This window comes from Mycobacterium colombiense (genome assembly GCF_001672755.1).
Lineage (GTDB): Bacteria > Actinomycetota > Actinomycetes > Mycobacteriales > Mycobacteriaceae > Mycobacterium > Mycobacterium colombiense_C.
Window position 1 is genome coordinate 1 of the sequence record NZ_LZKI01000093.1, and the last position, 16,684, is coordinate 16,684.

Annotated in this window: 14 protein-coding genes and 1 pseudogene; 8 read left to right on the forward strand and 7 right to left on the reverse strand. The window is 67.2% G+C overall.

Going from position 1 to position 16,684, the window contains the following annotated elements:
- Positions 1–141, reverse strand: a 141-nt coding sequence (locus A5708_RS26260) for an acyl-CoA dehydrogenase family protein (protein WP_196772628.1), incomplete at its 3' end; no start/stop codon positions are given.
- A 15-nt stretch (positions 142–156) separates the two neighbouring features.
- Positions 157–294, reverse strand: a pseudogene (locus A5708_RS27560) (5-(carboxyamino)imidazole ribonucleotide mutase); the annotation flags it as partial.
- On the opposite strand from A5708_RS27560, the gene A5708_RS13485 reads away from it, so the two are divergent.
- The 4 genes from A5708_RS13485 to A5708_RS13500 all read left to right on the forward strand — a co-directional run bounded on the left by A5708_RS13485 (position 281) and on the right by A5708_RS13500 (position 4,841).
- Complete coding sequence (locus A5708_RS13485) at positions 281–1,387, forward strand: acyl-CoA dehydrogenase (RefSeq protein WP_155766007.1); 1,107 nt, start codon at positions 281–283, stop codon at positions 1,385–1,387. The pseudogene A5708_RS27560 and the gene A5708_RS13485 overlap by 14 nt on opposite strands.
- Positions 1,388–1,606: 219 nt before the next feature.
- Positions 1,607–2,797 (forward strand): PP2C family protein-serine/threonine phosphatase, encoded by a 1,191-nt coding sequence (locus A5708_RS13490; RefSeq protein ID WP_065029114.1) that lies wholly within the window; start codon positions 1,607–1,609, stop codon positions 2,795–2,797.
- Positions 2,794–4,395 carry a sensor histidine kinase gene (locus A5708_RS13495; RefSeq protein WP_065029115.1) on the forward strand — a complete coding sequence of 534 codons (1,602 nt, stop codon included), beginning with the start codon at positions 2,794–2,796 and terminating at the stop codon, positions 4,393–4,395. The genes A5708_RS13490 and A5708_RS13495 overlap by 4 nt, the downstream gene beginning before the upstream one ends.
- Positions 4,392–4,841, forward strand: a complete 450-nt coding sequence (locus A5708_RS13500) for a response regulator (protein ID WP_065029116.1) — start codon at positions 4,392–4,394, stop codon at positions 4,839–4,841. Before A5708_RS13495 ends, A5708_RS13500 begins: the two co-directional genes overlap by 4 nt.
- Here A5708_RS13500 and pstA read toward each other — a convergent pair.
- The 4 genes from pstA to A5708_RS13520 form a co-directional block, all read right to left on the reverse strand.
- Positions 4,838–5,701 carry a phosphate ABC transporter permease PstA gene (gene pstA, locus A5708_RS13505; protein WP_155766008.1) on the reverse strand — a complete coding sequence of 288 codons (864 nt, stop codon included), beginning with the start codon at positions 5,699–5,701 and terminating at the stop codon, positions 4,838–4,840. The genes A5708_RS13500 and pstA overlap by 4 nt on opposite strands.
- Position 5,702: 1 nt before the next feature.
- On the reverse strand, positions 5,703–6,698 hold the full coding sequence (pstC, locus tag A5708_RS13510) for a phosphate ABC transporter permease subunit PstC (RefSeq protein ID WP_065029135.1): 996 nt from the start codon (positions 6,696–6,698) through the stop codon (positions 5,703–5,705).
- A gap of 80 nt (positions 6,699–6,778) precedes the next feature.
- Positions 6,779–7,894, reverse strand: a complete 1,116-nt coding sequence (pstS, locus tag A5708_RS13515; protein WP_155766009.1) for a phosphate ABC transporter substrate-binding protein PstS — start codon at positions 7,892–7,894, stop codon at positions 6,779–6,781.
- 30 nt (positions 7,895–7,924) lie between these two features.
- On the reverse strand, positions 7,925–8,809 hold the full coding sequence (locus A5708_RS13520; protein WP_081292950.1) for an ATP-binding cassette domain-containing protein: 885 nt from the start codon (positions 8,807–8,809) through the stop codon (positions 7,925–7,927).
- A gap of 205 nt (positions 8,810–9,014) precedes the next feature.
- Here A5708_RS13520 and pstS (A5708_RS13525) point away from each other — a divergent pair, with 205 nt between their 5' ends.
- Together pstS (A5708_RS13525) and A5708_RS13530 are read left to right on the forward strand one after the other, a co-directional pair.
- Positions 9,015–10,115, forward strand: coding sequence for a phosphate ABC transporter substrate-binding protein PstS (gene pstS, locus A5708_RS13525; RefSeq protein WP_065029119.1), 1,101 nt, complete (start codon positions 9,015–9,017; stop codon positions 10,113–10,115).
- Between the two features lie 33 nt (positions 10,116–10,148).
- On the forward strand, positions 10,149–12,140 hold the full coding sequence (locus A5708_RS13530; protein WP_065029120.1) for a serine/threonine-protein kinase PknD: 1,992 nt from the start codon (positions 10,149–10,151) through the stop codon (positions 12,138–12,140).
- 54 nt (positions 12,141–12,194) lie between these two features.
- Here A5708_RS13530 and pstS (A5708_RS13535) read toward each other — a convergent pair whose 3' ends face one another.
- Positions 12,195–13,316 carry a phosphate ABC transporter substrate-binding protein PstS gene (gene pstS, locus A5708_RS13535; protein ID WP_065029121.1) on the reverse strand — a complete coding sequence of 374 codons (1,122 nt, stop codon included), beginning with the start codon at positions 13,314–13,316 and terminating at the stop codon, positions 12,195–12,197.
- A gap of 374 nt (positions 13,317–13,690) precedes the next feature.
- Here pstS (A5708_RS13535) and pstS (A5708_RS13540) point away from each other — a divergent pair, with 374 nt between their 5' ends.
- Both pstS (A5708_RS13540) and A5708_RS13545 read left to right on the forward strand, forming a co-directional pair.
- A complete protein-coding gene (pstS, locus tag A5708_RS13540; protein ID WP_065029122.1) occupies positions 13,691–14,797 on the forward strand; it encodes a phosphate ABC transporter substrate-binding protein PstS in 1,107 nt (368 codons plus the stop codon).
- A 32-nt stretch (positions 14,798–14,829) separates the two neighbouring features.
- Positions 14,830–16,683, forward strand: coding sequence for a serine/threonine-protein kinase PknD (locus A5708_RS13545; RefSeq protein WP_065029123.1), 1,854 nt, complete (start codon positions 14,830–14,832; stop codon positions 16,681–16,683).
- Position 16,684 lies beyond the last annotated feature (1 nt).

The window sequence follows — 16,684 nt, forward strand, 5'->3', positions numbered from 1 at the left end:
GAAGCGGGCGTTCTCGTCCACGTCGGCGGCATGCGGAGCGATCTCCTTCTCCGCCAGCGCACGGATCGCGGCGCGCAACTCCTGGTGCTCTTCGGGCAGTTGGAACAGATCGAAATCGGGGTTTCCGGCCCATCCAGCCATCTCGGCCTCCTCTTGCTACTCGCCGGTAACGTTACCCTGACGCTGCTGCAGCGCCTCATCCTTAGCCTGCACGCTGCGCGCCAACTGCTCTTGGAACTCGACGATCCGCGCGCGCAGCGCCGCGTCCGACGACCCGAGGATGCGCGCCGCGATCCGTGCGCTGGCGGAGAAGGAGATCGCTCCGCATGCCGCCGACGTGGACGAGAACGCCCGCTTCCCGCAGGAGGCGCTGGAGGCGCTGAACTCCTCGGGCTTCAATGCAGTGCACGTGCCCGAGGAGTACGGCGGCCAGGGTGCCGACTCGGTCGCGGCCTGCATCGTGATCGAGGAGGTCGCCCGCGTCGACACCTCGGCGTCGCTGATTCCCGCGGTGAACAAGCTGGGCACGATGGGGCTGATCCTGCGCGGCTCCGACGAGCTGAAGAAGCAGGTGCTGCCCTCGATCGCGGACGGCACGGCGATGGCGTCCTACGCGCTGAGCGAGCGCGAGGCCGGCAGCGACGCGGCGTCCATGCGGACCCGGGCGAAGGCCGACGGGGACGACTGGATCCTCAACGGCGCCAAGTGCTGGATCACCAACGGCGGCAAGTCGAGCTGGTACACGGTGATGGCCGTGACCGATCCGGACAAGGGCGCCAACGGCATATCGTCGTTCATGGTGCACAAGGACGACGAGGGCTTCACCGTAGGACCCAAGGAGAAGAAGCTCGGCATCAAGGGCTCGCCGACCACCGAGCTCTACTTCGAGAACTGCCGCATCCCGGGCGACCGGATCATCGGTGACCCCGGCACCGGCTTCAAGACCGCGCTGGCGACCCTCGACCACACCCGGCCCACCATCGGGGCGCAGGCCGTCGGCATCGCGCAGGGCGCATTGGACGCGGCCATCGCATACACCAAGGACCGCAAGCAGTTCGGCCGTCCGGTCAGCGACAACCAGGGCGTGCAGTTCATGCTGGCCGACATGGCCATGAAGGTCGAGTCCGCCCGGCTGATGGTGTACCACGCCGCCGCCCGCGCCGAGCGCGGCGAATCCCATTTGGGCTTCATCTCCGCGGCATCCAAGTGCCTGGCCTCCGACGTCGCGATGGAAGTGACCACCGACGCGGTGCAGCTCTTCGGCGGCGCCGGCTACACCATCGACTTCCCCGTCGAGCGGATGATGCGGGACGCCAAGATCACGCAGATCTACGAGGGCACCAATCAGATTCAGCGCGTGGTGATGTCGCGGGCGCTGCTGCGCTGAGCGTTTTCCGGCGGTTCGTTTAGAAAAGCTAAGCGGCAACGAATAAGATGTCCCACGGCAACCGTTCGGTGCCCTAACGCCACACGTAGAGTCGGCGTTGGCGCGCCGGAGCTAACCGAGTCGGAACGTCGCCACGCCAGCACAGGGTCTTACCGACGGCCAGGGGGTCACAGTGGAGAACGCGGCTTCCCCTGCGCGGCGCCCGGCGCCCGGGATTTGATGCCCGTGCAGTCTCCAGTCACCCCGACGGCGAGTTGGCAGTCATTGTCGTTGCTGTTGGTCGAGGACGACCGCGCCGACGCGGTGCTGGTGGAAGATCTGATCACCGACGCGGTCACCGACATCCGGGTGGTGTGGGCGAAGTCGATGGCGCACGCCGAACGCGAGCTGGAGTCCGCCCGGCCCGACTGCGTGCTGTTGGACCTGCACCTGCCAGACGCCAGCGGGATCGACGCGCTGAACCGCATCGCCAACCTCGACGCCACCGTGCCCATCGTGGTGCTGACCGGACTGAACGACGAGTACTTCGGGGCGTCGGCGGTGGCCGCCGGTGCGCAGGACTATCTGGTCAAGGGCCGGGTCGAGCCGGAAATGCTGCGCCGCGCGCTGTTGTACGCCATCGAGCGCAAGCGGGCCGAACTCATCGCCGCCGACCTGCACGCCACCCGGCTGCGGGCACGGGAGAACGCGCTGCTGGAGCGCGGCCTGCTGCCCTCGCCGCTGCTGCTGGACAACCCGGGCGTCGACATCGTCGCCCGGTACCGGCCGAGCCGCGAAGACGCGCTGCTGTGCGGTGACTTCTACGACGTCGTCCAGACGCCCGACCGGGTCGTGCACGTGCTGATCGGCGACGTAGCCGGGCACGGCCCGCACGAGGCCGCACTGGGTGCGGCGTTGCGGATCGCGTTCCGCGCGTTGACTTTTGCCGGTGTGCACGGCGTCGAACTGATGCGGCAGCTCGAACGGGTCCTGTATTCGGAACGAACCGACACCGGAATCTTCGCGACCGTGCTCAGCCTCGAGATCTCGCCCGACAGCCCGCGCGTCAGCGTCATCCGCGCCGGCCACCCGCCGATGTTGGTGCAGGCCGGCGGAACCGTGAAGTGGCTCGAGCCGGCGGGCGGCCCGGCGCTGGGCCTGCACGCCAACGACTGGCCGTCCGAAGAGCTGGAGCTGCCCGCCGGGCACGCCCTCCTGTTGTTGACCGACGGACTCTTCGAGGGCTATTCGGGCGAGGGCGCGCAACGCCTGGGCGAAGACGGCCTGCTCGCTCTTGCCCGCGCGCACGCGGATCGGGCCGGCCCCGCGTTCGTCGACGCGCTCATCAACGGCGCCCAGGAACTCGCCCAGCCCCGCGGCGGTTTGACCGACGACATCGCCGTCCTGCGCGTCGAGAGGACTACCACGTGATCCCATCGCGTCCGCTTCGGCTCACGGAGCTCACCGTGCGGGGATGGCTGGCGTTGGTGCTGTGGGTCATGGGCGCGACCGTGCTCGTCGGGGCGTTGATCGGCGCCGTGTTGCTGCATCGCACCGACGAGGTGTCGCGCCAGATGGCGTACAACATTCAACCGGCGCGCGTCGCCGCGGCGCACCTGCAGGCGGCGTTGCGTGACCAGGAGACCGGCATGCGCGGCTACCTGATCGCTGCCGACCGGCAGTTCCTCGCGCCCTATTACGACGGGCAGCGCGCGGAACAGGCTGCGGCCGAGGAGACTCGGCGTCTGGTCGGCGGGCGCGCGGAGCTGATGGCCGATCTGGACGCGGTGGAAGCCGCCGCCGCCGACTGGCGGACAAACTACGCCGAGCCGCTGATCGCCGAGGTGGCTCCCAAGACGCCGACCTACGTCAGCTCACGCACGGCCGACATCGGCAAGAGCAAATTCGACCATCTGCGTGAGCTTTTCGACACGCAGAACACCCACCTGGCGGCGACCAGGGCGGCCGCCATCGACGAGCTCAACGAGATCAACGGCTGGCGCGACTGGGTGCTGGGCGCCACGGTGCTGATCGTGATCGGGGCGGCGGCGCTGTTGGGGCTGCTCAGTCGCGCGGCGATCACCCGGCCGATCGCGGCGCTGGCCGCGGCCTGCCGAAGCATCACCCAGGGCAACTTCGGGGATACGATCTCACCTCCCCGGCGGCCCAGGGACATTCGCAACATGGCCATCGACGTGGAGAACATGCGCAAGCGCATCGTCGACGAGCTCGCGGTGTCGCAGTCGGCGCAGGCGCAACTGGACGAACAAGCCGCCGAATTGCGGCGATCCAACACCGAACTCGAGCAGTTCGCCTACGTCGCATCGCACGATCTGCAGGAACCGCTGCGCAAGGTCGCGTCCTTCTGCCAGCTCCTGGAAAAGCGCTACGGCGACCAGCTCGACGAGCGCGGCATCGAATACATCGGGTTCGCGGTCGACGGCGCCAAGCGGATGCAGGCGCTGATCAACGACTTGCTCACCTTCTCGCGCGTCGGCCGGCTGGGCACCACGGAAACCGAGGTGCAGCTCGACGCGACGCTCGACGCGGGCCTGGCGAACCTGGCCACCGCGATCGAGGAAACCGAGGCGCAGATCGTGCGCCCCGAGCAGCCGTTGCCGCAGATCGTCGGCGATCCGATGCTGCTGACGATGCTGTGGCAGAACCTGATCGGCAACGCGATCAAGTTCCGGCACAAGGATCGCCGGCCCCGCGTCGTCATCGAATGCGCAGCCGGCACCGACGCCCATGACGGCGAATGGCTGCTGAGCGTGGCCGACAACGGCATCGGCATCCCGGAGGAATTCTCCGACAAGGTCTTCGTGATCTTCCAGCGGCTGCACGGCCGCGACGTATACGCCGGAACCGGAGTCGGGCTGGCGCTGGTCAAGAAGATCATCGAGCACCACGGCGGTACCGTCCGGATCGACACGTCCTACACCGATGGGACCCGATTCGAATTCACCCTGCCTGGTGCCAAACCCGTCGACGAAACAGACTCGGTCGCTGTGGAAGGAGCGCATCAATGACGACAACAGAAGGCAGAGCAATCGACATCCTCCTCGTCGAGGACGACCCGGGCGACGAGCTCATCACCCGAGAAGCGTTCGAGCACAACAAGCTCAAGAACAGGCTCCATGTCGCGCACGATGGAGAGGAAGGCCTCGACTACCTCTACCGGCGGGGCAGGTTCGCCGACGCGCCGCGGCCCGACCTCATCCTGCTCGACCTGAACCTGCCCAAATACGACGGCCGCCAGCTGCTGGAGAAGGTCAAGTCCGACCCCGACCTGGCCCGCATCCCGGTCGTGGTGCTCACCACCTCCTCGGCGGAGGAAGACATCCTCAAGAGTTACAAGCTGCACGCGAACGCCTACGTCACCAAACCCGTTGACCTGGACCAGTTCATGAGGGCCGTCCGGCAGATCGACGAGTTCTTCGTTCAGGTGGTGCGGCTGCCGGGCGCCAGGGCCTAGCTGCCCGACTTACGCCCGGACAGCCAGGTGATCAGCCGTCCGAGCAGGATCAGCAGCAGCAGGAACACGATCAGCAGGAAGGCCGCGTCGTAGGACAGGTTCTGGGCCGACTTCGACGGCAGGTTGTAGAACGTCCAGATCGGATAGGTCAGGTAGGCGACCGGTGAATCGGTGAGCTGTCCGGTCGGTGGGGAATTCGACCAGCCCGCGGTGTAGAGCATCGGCGCCGTCTCGCCGACGGCCAGCGCGAGCGCCACCAGCAGGCCCGTGACGATTCCCGGGATCGCCTGCCTGAGCACGATTTTGCGCAGCGTCCAAATGGCCGGCAGGCCAAGTGCTTCCGCGCCCTCCCGGTAGGACGTCGGCACCTGGGCCAGGGCGGACTCGGTGGCCTTGGTGATGTAGGGGATGCTCATCACCGACAGCACCGTCACCCCGGCCGCCAGCGAGAAGCCCCATTCGAAATACACCACCAGGGCCAGGTACCCGACGTAACCGAGCACGATCGACGGGATGCCGGCCAGCACCTCGTAGGCGCCGCGCAAGACGGAACGCCTTCTGCCGGTGGCGAATTCCGAAAGATAGATGCCGGCCAGCACGCTCACCGTGCCGCCGACGAGCATGACGCCGAGGCTGAGCACGGCGGTGCCGACGATGGCGTTGCGCAACCCGCCGCCGTTGCCGTGGGTGTCGCGGAAGAGCACCCGCAGGTGGAACACGGGCAGGGCGCGGCCGATGACCTCGATCAGCATCCACGCCGTCGGGACGATCACCAGGGCCAGGCAGCACAGACACGCCGCCCAGAACAAGGCGTTGACGATCGTGCGCCGAGAAGTCGACGACCGCATCGCGACAGCCATGTCAGACCCCGCGCCCGACCGGTAAGGCGGTGCCCGAGGTCCGGTGCACCAGCGCGCGGGCGGCCATGTTGGTCACCAAAGTGATCACCAACAGCACCAGCCCCGCCTCGGCGAGCGTCTTGACGGCGAAGTCGGTCGAGTCCGTCATCGCCGAATCCAGTTGGGACACAATGGTGGCGGCGATCGTCGTCATGGTGGAGTAGATGTTGGTGGGCATGGCGCCCAGCATCGCGCCGGACACCATGGCCACGGCCATCGTCTCGCCGAGGGCGCGCCCGAGGCCCAGCACCACAGCGCCGATGATGCCGCTGGACACCCAGGGCAGCGTGACGCGGCGGGCGCACTCCCAGTCCGACATGCCCAGCGCCGTCGCGCCCTCGCGGGGTAGCGCCGGCACCTGGCGGATCAGGTCGCGGGTGGTGGTGGCGATGATCGGGATGATCATCACCGCCAGCACCAGCCCGGAGACCAGCATGCCCTCGCCGTTGCCGGTGTTGCCGCGCAGGTAGCCGAGCACCGGGACGTCGGGGGCGTTGCGGGCGATCACCGGCGCGACGCGGTGGGCGATGAAGGGCCCGAACGTCATTGCGCCCCAGAGGCCCACGACGACACTGGGGATCCCGGCCAGCAGTTCGAGAACCAAGCCCACCGCGCCGGCCAGGCGCCGGGGCAGCTTCTCGGCGATCATCAACGCCGCGCCGATGGACACCGGCACCGCGACCACCAGGGCGATCGCCGAGGTGGCGAGCGTGCCGACGATCAGGGGCAGCGCGCCGTAGTCGGCGTTGGGCGGGTGCGCCACGCCGTGAGTGACCACCGTGTCCCCGTAGGTGTTGCCCGGGTTCCACGCGGTGCCGGTCAAGAAGTGCAGCCCGTTGAGCCGGATCGCCGGAAGCGCCTCGACGACCAGCGTGCCCAGCACGAACACCAGGGCGCACAGCGGCACGACCGCGCCGAATCCGCCCAGCAGCCTGATGATCAGGCCATCGCGGGCCATCTCCCGGACGCGGAGTACCCCGCGCCGCCCGGCGCTGGCATCGCCCACGGCTTCGGGGTTCGCGGTAGAAGCCAACGACGTCAGCTCGAGATCTTGGCGATCTGCGCGTCGGAGAGCTTCACCACCGCGGCGGGCAGCGGCTGGAAGTGAACCTTGTCCAGGAAGGAATTGCCGTTGCCGTCGGTGACCGCCCAGTGCAGGAAGGCCTGCAACGTCTGGGCCGTGGCGGCGTCCTTCTGCTGGCCGTTGACGATGGCGTATTCGTAATTGATGATCGGATATCCGTTCGGGGCGGGACCGTTGATCAGCGAGATCACCTGGTTCGCCGGGGTTGAGGTGAAGCTGGCGGCCGCGGCTTGAATGCTCTGCGCGTCGGGCATCACGAAGTTGCCTGCGGCATTGGCCAACTGGGCTTCACCCAGCCCCTTCTGGTTCGCCTGGTCGAGGAAGCTGATGCCGATGTAGGCGACGCAGCCGGGGGTGTCGGCGCAGCCGGTCACCATGCCGCCGTTGCCGTTCTCACCCAATGCCCCCGGCACAGCCGGGAAGTCGACGGTGGTGCCGAACCCGGGCGCCTTGCCCCAGCCGTCGGAGTCCTGCTTGGACAGGTACTGGGTGAACAGGAAGGTGTCGCCGGACCCGTCGGAACGGTGCAGCGGAACCACGGGTGTGGCAGGCAGATTCACCCCAGGGTTGAGGCCGGCGATCTGCGGGTCGTTCCAGGCCTTGATGGAGCCCTTGTACATGGCGGCCAGCACCTTGCCGTTGAGCTTGATGTGGTCGGTCACGCCGGGCAGGTTGTAGTTGATCTGCTGCGCGGAGATGGCCATCGCGATGTTCATCAGCCCCTTGTGCGCGGCCATGTCGCCCTCGGACAGGTATGCGTCGGAGGCGCCGATGTCGACCGCGCCGGCGGCGGCCTGGGCGATGCCGGTTCCCGACCCGGTGCCCTGGGCGGTGATGCCGACGTTCGGATACTTGGCGTGATAGGCCGGGCCCCAGAGGTTGAACAGCGGATACAGCAGGGTGCTGCCCGTCTCCGACAACGCGACCTGTGCGGTCGCCGGGGTGGTGGCGGGGCTGCTGCCGCCGCCCGCGCCGGAGGATCCGCCGGTCGACTTCGAGCCGCAGCCCGCCGCCGCGACGGCCAGTAGCGCGGCCGACACGGCCACCATCGCTCGCAATCGAATTCTCACCTGGACACCTCTCTGTACCGGGTTGGTTGCTTACTCGTGGTTCGCGCCGGGCGTCTCCTGCATTGCCGGTGTTTCCGGGGCGCCGACGACCGCGCCCAGCAGCCGGCGGTCGCCGAACAGCCCGGAGACGTAACGCAGCGTCTCGGCGTGTTTCGGTGACGAGAAGAGCTGTTCGGTGGGTCCCTCTTCGACCAGCCTGCCGTCGAAGAACAGTGCGGTCCGGTCGCCGATCCGGGCCGCCTGCGCCAGGTCGTGGGTCACCATGATCACCGTGAGCCGGTCGGCCAGCGACCGGATCAGTCCTTCGATCGCCTCGGTGGTGGCCGGGTCCAGCGACGAGGTGGGTTCGTCCAGCAGCAAGACCTCGGGGTCGACCGCGAGCGCGCGGGCCAGGCAGAGCAGCTGCTGCTGACCGCCGGAGAGCCGGAACGGCGAATCTCCAAGCCGATCCTTGACGGCGTTCCACAGCCCCACCTCGGTGAGCCGCGCCTCGGCGACGTCGCCCAGCCGCCTGCGCGGGGCCAGCTTGTGGGCGCGCACGCCGGCGACGACGTTGTCGTGGATCGACATCGGGAACGGGTTGGGACGCTGAAACAACATCCCGACGCGCCGGCGGAAGTCCATCAGGTTGCCGATGGTGAACACGCTCTGACCGCCCAGCAGCACGTCGCCGGTGTGCCGGTAGCCGGCCACCTTGTCGTTCATCCGGTTCAGGGTGCGCAGGAAGGTGGTCTTACCCGAGCCGGTCGGCCCCAGCAAGGAGGTGACGGAGCGGGCCGGAAAGTCGAGACTTACCTGCTCAAGGACGGTTTTCTTGCCGAAGCCGAGGGTCAGATCGACCGCGCGGACGGCCACGTCGCCGTTACCGGCGGCGGGAGCCGGACCTGCGGCCCGCGATCGTTGTCCTCCACCCATCGCCAACCGATGCTACGTGCCGCCTCCCGCGATTCAGTAACCGCTTATTCACCTCTTATTGTTTGTCAAGGGTTTGTATATTCGCGATTGGTTAACTTTTAGTAGCCCGCGGGTCGCGGGCCGACGCCCACGCGTCATTCGCGGCTCGAACAGCAGCCGGCGGCGAGGCCTGCGCATTCGCCGCCGCGACGTGCGAAGGAGTTGCGTGAGGTTCGCTCGATATGTCGCCGCGCTGGGCCTGGTGGCCGTCACCGCCTTGGTGCTTACCGGCTGCGGCGGCGATTCGAACTCTTCCGGCTCCAAGCAGGCGTCGGTGGACTGTGGCGGCAAGAAAGTGCTGAAGGACAGCGGCTCGACCGCGCAGCAGAACGCCATCGAGCAGTTCGTCTATGCCTACGTCCGCGCCTGCTCCGGCTACACGCTGGATTACAACGCGAACGGGTCCGGCGCGGGCGTGACCGAATTCGTCAACAACCAAACCGACCTCGCCGGCTCCGATGTCGCCCTTGATCCTTCCACGGGCCAGAACGATCGGGCGGCGCAGCGGTGCGGTTCGCCGGCCTGGGACCTGCCCACGGTGTTCGGGCCGATCGCGGTGACCTACCACCTCACCGGGGTGAACGGGCTGAAATTGGACGGGCCCACGGCCGCGAAGATCTTCAACGGCACGATCACCAAGTGGGACGACCCGGCACTGAAGGCCATCAACTCGGGCCTCAACCTGCCGTCGACGCCCATCACGGTCATCTTCCGCAGCGATAAATCCGGGACCACCGCCAACTTCCAGAAGTACCTCGACGGCGCGTCCGACGGCGCCTGGGGCAAGGGCAGCAGCGAGACGTTCAACGGCGGCGTCGGCCAGGGCGCCAGCGGGAACAACGGCACGTCCGCGCTGCTGCAGAACACCGAGGGGTCGATCACCTACAACGAATGGTCCTTCGCGGTGGGCAAGCAGCTGACCATGGCGTCGATCATCACGTCGGCGGGCCCGGACGCGGTGCCGATCACCAAGGACTCCGTCGAGAAGACGATCGCCGGGGCGACCTTCAGCGGGCAGGGCAACGACCTGGTGCTGGACACCTCGTCGTTCTACAAGCCGACCCAGACCGGCGCGTATCCGATCGTGCTCGCGACATATGAAATCGTCTGCTCGAAGTACCCGGACGCGGACACGGGCAAGGCGGTGAAGGCCTTCATGCAGGCAGCGATCGGTCCGGGTCAGGACGGTCTGGACCAGTACGGCTCCATCCCGCTGCCCAGCTCGTTCACGGCGAAGCTGTCAGGAGCGGTCAATGCGATTTCCTGACCGACGTAAAGGACGAGCGAAGGGGGCTCGACGGTGAGCGATAGGGCGCCGGCCGCGCGGGAGGGGTCGTGGTTCGGTCCTTACCGTTTGGTGCGACTGCTGCGGCAGGGCGGCATGGGCGAGGTCTACGAGGCCGAGGACACCCGCAAGCGCCGCATGGTGGCCCTGAAGCTGATCTCGTCGGAGTTCTCCGGCAACGCGGAGTTCCGTGCCCGCCTGCAGCGCGAGGCCGACATCGCCGGGCGGCTGACCGAACCGCACGTGGTGCCGATCCACGACTACGGCGAGTTCGACGGGCGCTTCTACGTCGACATGCGCCTCGTCGACGGTGTCGATCTGGGCACGCTGTTGCACCGAGACGGGCCGCTGGCCGCACCGCGGGCGGTCGCCATCATCCGCCAGGTCGCCGCCGCGCTTGACGCGGCGCACGCCGCCGGGGTGATGCACCGCGATGTCACACCGGGCAACATTCTGGTCACCCCCAACGACTTCGCCTACCTGGCGGATTTCGGCATCGCGCAGGCCGCGACCGATCCGGGCCTGACTCAGGTCGGGACCGCGATCGGAACGTATTACTACATGGCCCCGGAACGGTTCACCGACGATGAGGTCACCCATAGCGTCGACATCTATTCGCTCGCATGTGTTTTGAGCGAGTGTCTGACCGGCTCGCCGCCGTACCGGGCCGACACCATCGAACGGCTGGTAGCCGCGCATCTGACGAAGACGGCCCCGCCGCCCAGCCAGTTGCGTCCCGGCGCGTTTCCGCCCGCCCTGGACCAGGTGATCGCCAAGGGCATGGCCAAACGTCCCGAGGAGCGCTATCGCACCGCGGGCGAATTCGCCGCCGCCGCCCACCGGGCGCTGACCACGTCCGAGCAGCAGAAGGCCGCCACGATTCTGCGTGAGGGAGAAAGCGCGGTGATGGCCGCGGGTGCGGGCGATCCACGCCTGACGCGAGAGCCGGATTCGTTCGCTCCGTCGCCGAGCGCCGAAACCGTGGCGGGTCCGTGGCCCTCGGGGGGCATCGGTGCGAACAGGAGCGAGCGGTCCCGCTCTGCACCGTCGCTGATCCGTGCCGCGCCAACGACTGCCGGCCGCGCGTATGGACCCGGCACGGACTTCAGGCGTCCCGCCGTCCCGCAGGACAACAAACGTAGGCAGTGGATTATCGTCGGCGCTATCGCTCTCGTCGCGCTGGTCGCTTTCGTGGTGGCGGTCGTCGGCTACCTGTCCACCGAATCGTCGTCCTCGAAGCAGGCCAGCGGTCAAAGTGTGTTGCCATTCAAGGGCATTGACTTTCGTCTGTCTCCGGGCGGGGTGGCGCTGGACAGCGCCGGCAACGTCTACGTGACCAGCGAGGGCATGTATGGCCGGGCGGTGAAGCTGGCGGCCGGTTCGGACGCCACGACGGTGCTGCCGTTCAACGGGCTCTACGAGCCACAGGGCCTGGCCGTCGACGGCGCGGGCACGGTGTACGTCGCCGATTTCAACAACCGGGTGATCAGCATGGCCGCGGGCTCCAACAGTCAGAAGGAGCTGCCGTTCACCGGCCTGAGCTATCCGGAGGGCGTCGCGGTCGACAGCCAGGGCGCCGTGTACGTCGCCGACCGCGGCAACAGCAGGGTGGTGAAGCTGGCGGCGGGAGCCGCGGCCCAGACCGTGCTGCCGTTCAACGGGCTCAAGAACCCGGACGGGGTGGCCGTCGACCCCGCGGGCAACGTCTACGTCGCGGACACCGACAACAACAGGATCGTGAAGCTTGACGCCGCGTCGAATACGGTGTCGGAGTTGCCTTTTCACGACCTGTCCGTGCCGTGGGGCATCGCCGTGGACAACAGCGGCACCATCTACGTCACCGAGCACGACAAGAACGACGTGGTGAAGTACCCGCAGGGCGCGACCACCGGGACCGTCCTGCCGCTCACCGGGCTCAACACCCCGCTGGCCGTGACGGTCGACAAGGACCAGAACGTCTACGTCGCCGACCGCGGCAACGACCGGGTGGTCAAGCTGACGCCGTGAGGCCTGCGGCGCGGGCTGCGGTGTGCCCAGACGGCGTGACGTAGCCGGAGGCGCCTAGCTCGAAATCTTGGCAATCTGGGCGTCGGACAGCTTGGCCACCGTGGGCGGCAACGGCTGCAGGCGAAACCGGTCCAAAAACGTCGGGCTGTTACCGTCGGTCACCGCCCAATGCAGGAAGGCCTGCATGGTCTGCGCGGTCGCCGGGTCATGCTGGCCGGCGTAGACCACGGCGTACTCGTAGTTGACGATCGGATACCCGTCGGGTGCGGTCCCGTTGATCAACGAGATCACTTCGTTCGCCGGCGTCTGCGCGGCGAACCCGGCGGCTTCGGCCGCCACACTGCGGGCGTCGGGAAGCAGGAAATTGCCTGAGGCGTTGGCCAATTCAGCTTCGCCCAACCCCTTTTGAGTGGCCTGGTCGAGGAAACTGGCACCGATGTACGCCACGCAGCCGCGGGTTTGGGCGCAGCCCGTCACCATCCCCCCGGCTCCGTTTTCACCCAACGCGCCTGGCACCGCGGGGAAGTCGACGGTGGTGTTGTAGCCGGGCGATTTGCCCCAGCCGTCGGGATCCTGCTTGGACAGATACTGGGTGAACACGAATGTGTCGCCCGAGCCGTCTGACCGGCGCAGCGGAACCACCGGCGTAGCGGGAAGATTCACTCCGGGGTTGAGGTTGGCGATCTGCGGATCGTTCCACGCCTTGATGGTGCCCTCGTACATGGCGGCCAGCACCTTGCCGTCGAGCTTGAGGTGGCCGCTCACACCGGGCAGGTTGTAGTTGACCTGCTCGGCCGAGATGGCCAACGCGATGTTCATCAGCCCCTGGTGCGTGGACATGTCGCCGTCGGACAGGTAGGCACCGGACGCGCCGATGTTGACCGCACGAGCGGCGGCCTGGGATATTCCGGCACCCGATCCGGTGCTGGCCGTGCTGATCGAGACGTTCGGATACTTGGCGCTGTAGGCCGGAGCCCACACGTTCATCAACGGATACAGCTCGGTGGCACCCGTTTCGGTCAGCGCCACCTTCGACGTCGCCGGCGTGGACGCCGGACTGCCGGTGCTTGCACCGGTGCTCGCCGAACTGCCGGTCGAGCCGCAGGCCGCCGCGGCGAGCGCCATGGGGACCGCGACGCACAGCGGGGCGAGCAGGGGACGGATACGATTCTTCATCGGTCTTCACCTTTCGTTCCCCCCGTTTGTTGTGCCCCCAATTACTCTGCGCGAGGCCAACTTATGAGCCCGCACTCCCGAAAATCACGTTGTCGATCTGATCGATATGCCATCAAGCTACGTCGTCGACGCCCGGTAAAAGCCGCGCGTGATCATCTCTAGATGACTTCAAAGGTGACGCTCATCGTCACCTCATCTTCACGGCCCGGACTCACCACATGCGAGGATCACGCCCGATTCTCCTGTCGCCGTGCACTTCTCATAATCCTCAGGCGACCCGCTCATGCTGCTCCCATCTTCGAGGTCTTTCATGCATCCCAAGGGGGCTCCCGGGTGGCGGCACGTGTCCGCCGCCCCAGATCGAAGGAGTCTGCGTGAACGTTCATCGCGCGGGCGCCGTGCTCGTCCTCCTGACCGCCGGCGCGTTTGCCCTAGGTGGATGCGGTAGCGCCACTCACGCCTCGTCGCCCGGCGCCACCGCCGCGCCGGTGCTGTGCGGGGGCAAGAAGCAACTCAAAGGCAGCGGTGCGACCGCCCAGGAGAACGCGATGGAACAGTTCGTGTTCTCCTACGTCCACGCCTGCCCGGGTTACACCCTGGATTACAGCGCGAACGGCTCCGGCGCCGGCGTGACCGACTTCGTCAATGACGTGTCCGACCTGGCGGGTTCCGGCGATCCGCTGGATCCGTCCAAGGGCCAGGTCGACCGGGCGGCGCAGCGCTGCGGCTCGCCCGCGTGGGATTTGCCGACGGTGTTCGAACCCATCGCCATCACCTATAACCTCGCCGGAGTAAGCGGGCTGGTCCTCGACGCGCCCACGCTGGCAAGGATTTTCAACGGCGGCATCAGCAGATGGGACGATCCGGCGATCAAGGCGCTCAATCCGGGCACCAGCCTGCCGTCAACGCCCATCCATGTCTTCTACCGCAGCGACCAATCCGGTGACACGTCGAACTTCCAGCAATACCTGGTCGCCGCCGCGGGCAGCGCGTGGGGCAGGGGCGCGGGTCAGACGTTCCTCGGTGGGGTCGGAGATGGCGGTGTCGGGGACAACGGCACGTCGGCCCAGGTGCAAAGCACCGACGGGTCGATCACTTACAACGAGTGGTCGTTCGCGGTGGGCCGGCAGTTGACCATGGTCCAGGTCGTCACGTCGGCGGGCCCGGACCCGGTGCAGATCACCGTCGACTCGGTCAGCAAGACGATCGCCGGTGCCGCGTTCAAAGGACAGGGCAATGACCTGGTGGTGGACACGTCGTCGTTCTACAAGCCCACCCGGCCCGGCGCGTATCCCATCGTGGAGCCGACCTACGAGATCGTCTGCTCCAAATATCCGGACTCCGCGACCGGCACGGCGGTAAAAGCGTTCATGCAAGCCGCAATTGGCCCCGGTCAAGTCGATCTGGACCAGTACGGTTCCATTCCCCTTCCCGCCGCGATCCAATCGAAGATTTCGGCGGCGGTGAATGCCATTTCTTGACGTGAGGAAGATTGGTGAAAGGAGCGAGGACGGTGAACAGTACCGTTTCGCGGGTTGGCACGCGGTTTGGTCCCTATCAGCTGACGCGGCTGTTGGGCCGCGGCGGCATGGGGGAGGTCTATGAGGCCGAGGACACCCGAAAACACCGGATAGTCGCGTTGAAGTTGATCTCGCACCAATTCTCAACCGACGCAACGTTTCGCGCGCGGATGCAGCGCGAGGCCGACACCGCGGGACGGCTGACCGAACCGCACATCGTGCCGATCCATGACTACGGCGAGATCGACGGGCAGTTCTACGTCGAGATGCGCATGATCGACGGTGTTTCGTTGCGGACGCTGTTGACGCACTACGGTCCGCTGCCCGCGGCACGAACGGTGGCCATCGTCAGCCAAATTGCGGCGGCGCTGGACGCCGCGCACGCCTGCGGCATCACCCATCGCGACGTGAAGCCGGAAAACATCCTCATCACAGGCGAGGACTTCGCTTATCTGGTGGACTTCGGCATCGCCCGGGCCGCCACCGATCCCGGGCTGACCCAGGGCGGATTCGCGCTGGGCACCTACAACTACATGGCTCCGGAACGCTTCACCGGTGACGAAGTCACTTACCGCTCCGACATTTACGCGTTGGCCGCGGTGCTCGGCGAGTGTTTGACCGGAGCGCCCCCCTTCGGCGCCGACAGCGTCGAGCGGTTGATCGCCGCGCACCTGCTCGAGCCCGCTCCGCAGCCCAGCCGGCTGCGGCCCGGACGTGTTCCGCCCGCCCTGGACGTGGTGATCGGCAAGGGTATGGCCAAAGCGCCAGCCGAACGGTATTGCACTGCGGGCGATTTGGCCGTCGCCGCACACGATGCTCTGTCCGTTCGCCAGCGGCACCAAGAAGAAACCGTGCTGCGGGACGCTAACTCTCCCAGCGCCGCGACGATGGCTCGCGTGATGCCCCGGGGCATCGGCGGCGTCCGAACGCGTCCCCCCGCGCCGACGGCACCCTCGCCGGGCCGGCGGGCCGGGCGAAAGCGCACTCGATGGATCCTCGCCGGCGCCGCCGTGCTGCTGATCGTCGCCGTCGCACTCACCGGCTACCTGGGCACCCGCCCGTCGTCAGCCTCCAGGCAGCAGGCGTCCGGCCAAACCGAATTGCCGTTCAACGGCATCAATTTCCGGCTGTCCCCGGGTGGCGTCACGCTGGACAAGGCCGGCGACGTGTACGTCACCAGCGAAGGCATGTACGGGCGGGTCGTGGAGTTGACGCCCGGGTCGAGCACCCCAACGGTGTTGCCGTTCAACGGTCTTTACCAGCCCCAGGGCCTGGCGGTGGACGGCTCCGGGGCGGTGTACGTCGCCGACTTCAACAACCGGGTGGTGAAGCTGGCGGCCGGGTCGAACAGTCAGACCGTGCTGCCGTTCGGTGGCCTCAACTACCCCGAAGGCGTGGCGGTCGACGGCCAGGGCAATGTCTACGTCGCCGACCGCGGCGACAACAGGGTGCTGAAGTTGGCGGCCGGATCGAACAGCGCGACGGCGTTGCCGTTCACCGGCCTGAAGAATCCCGATGGTGTGGCCGTCGACCCGGCGGGCAACGTGTACGTCACCGACACCGACAACAACCGGGTGTTGATGTTGCCGGCGGGGTCGAACGGCCAGACCGTGCTGCCGTTCAACGGCGTTGCCGCCCCGTGGGGCATCGCGGTGAACAACGCCGGCGACGTCTTCGTCACCGAACACGACGGCAACCAGGTGGTCAAACTCCCGGCCGGTTCCAATACCGCGACCGTGCTGCCGTTCAACGGGCTCAACACCCCGCTGGCGGTGACGGTCGACAAGGACCAGAACGTCTACGTCGCCGACCGCGGCAACGACCGGGTGGTCAAGCTCGCGTCGTGAG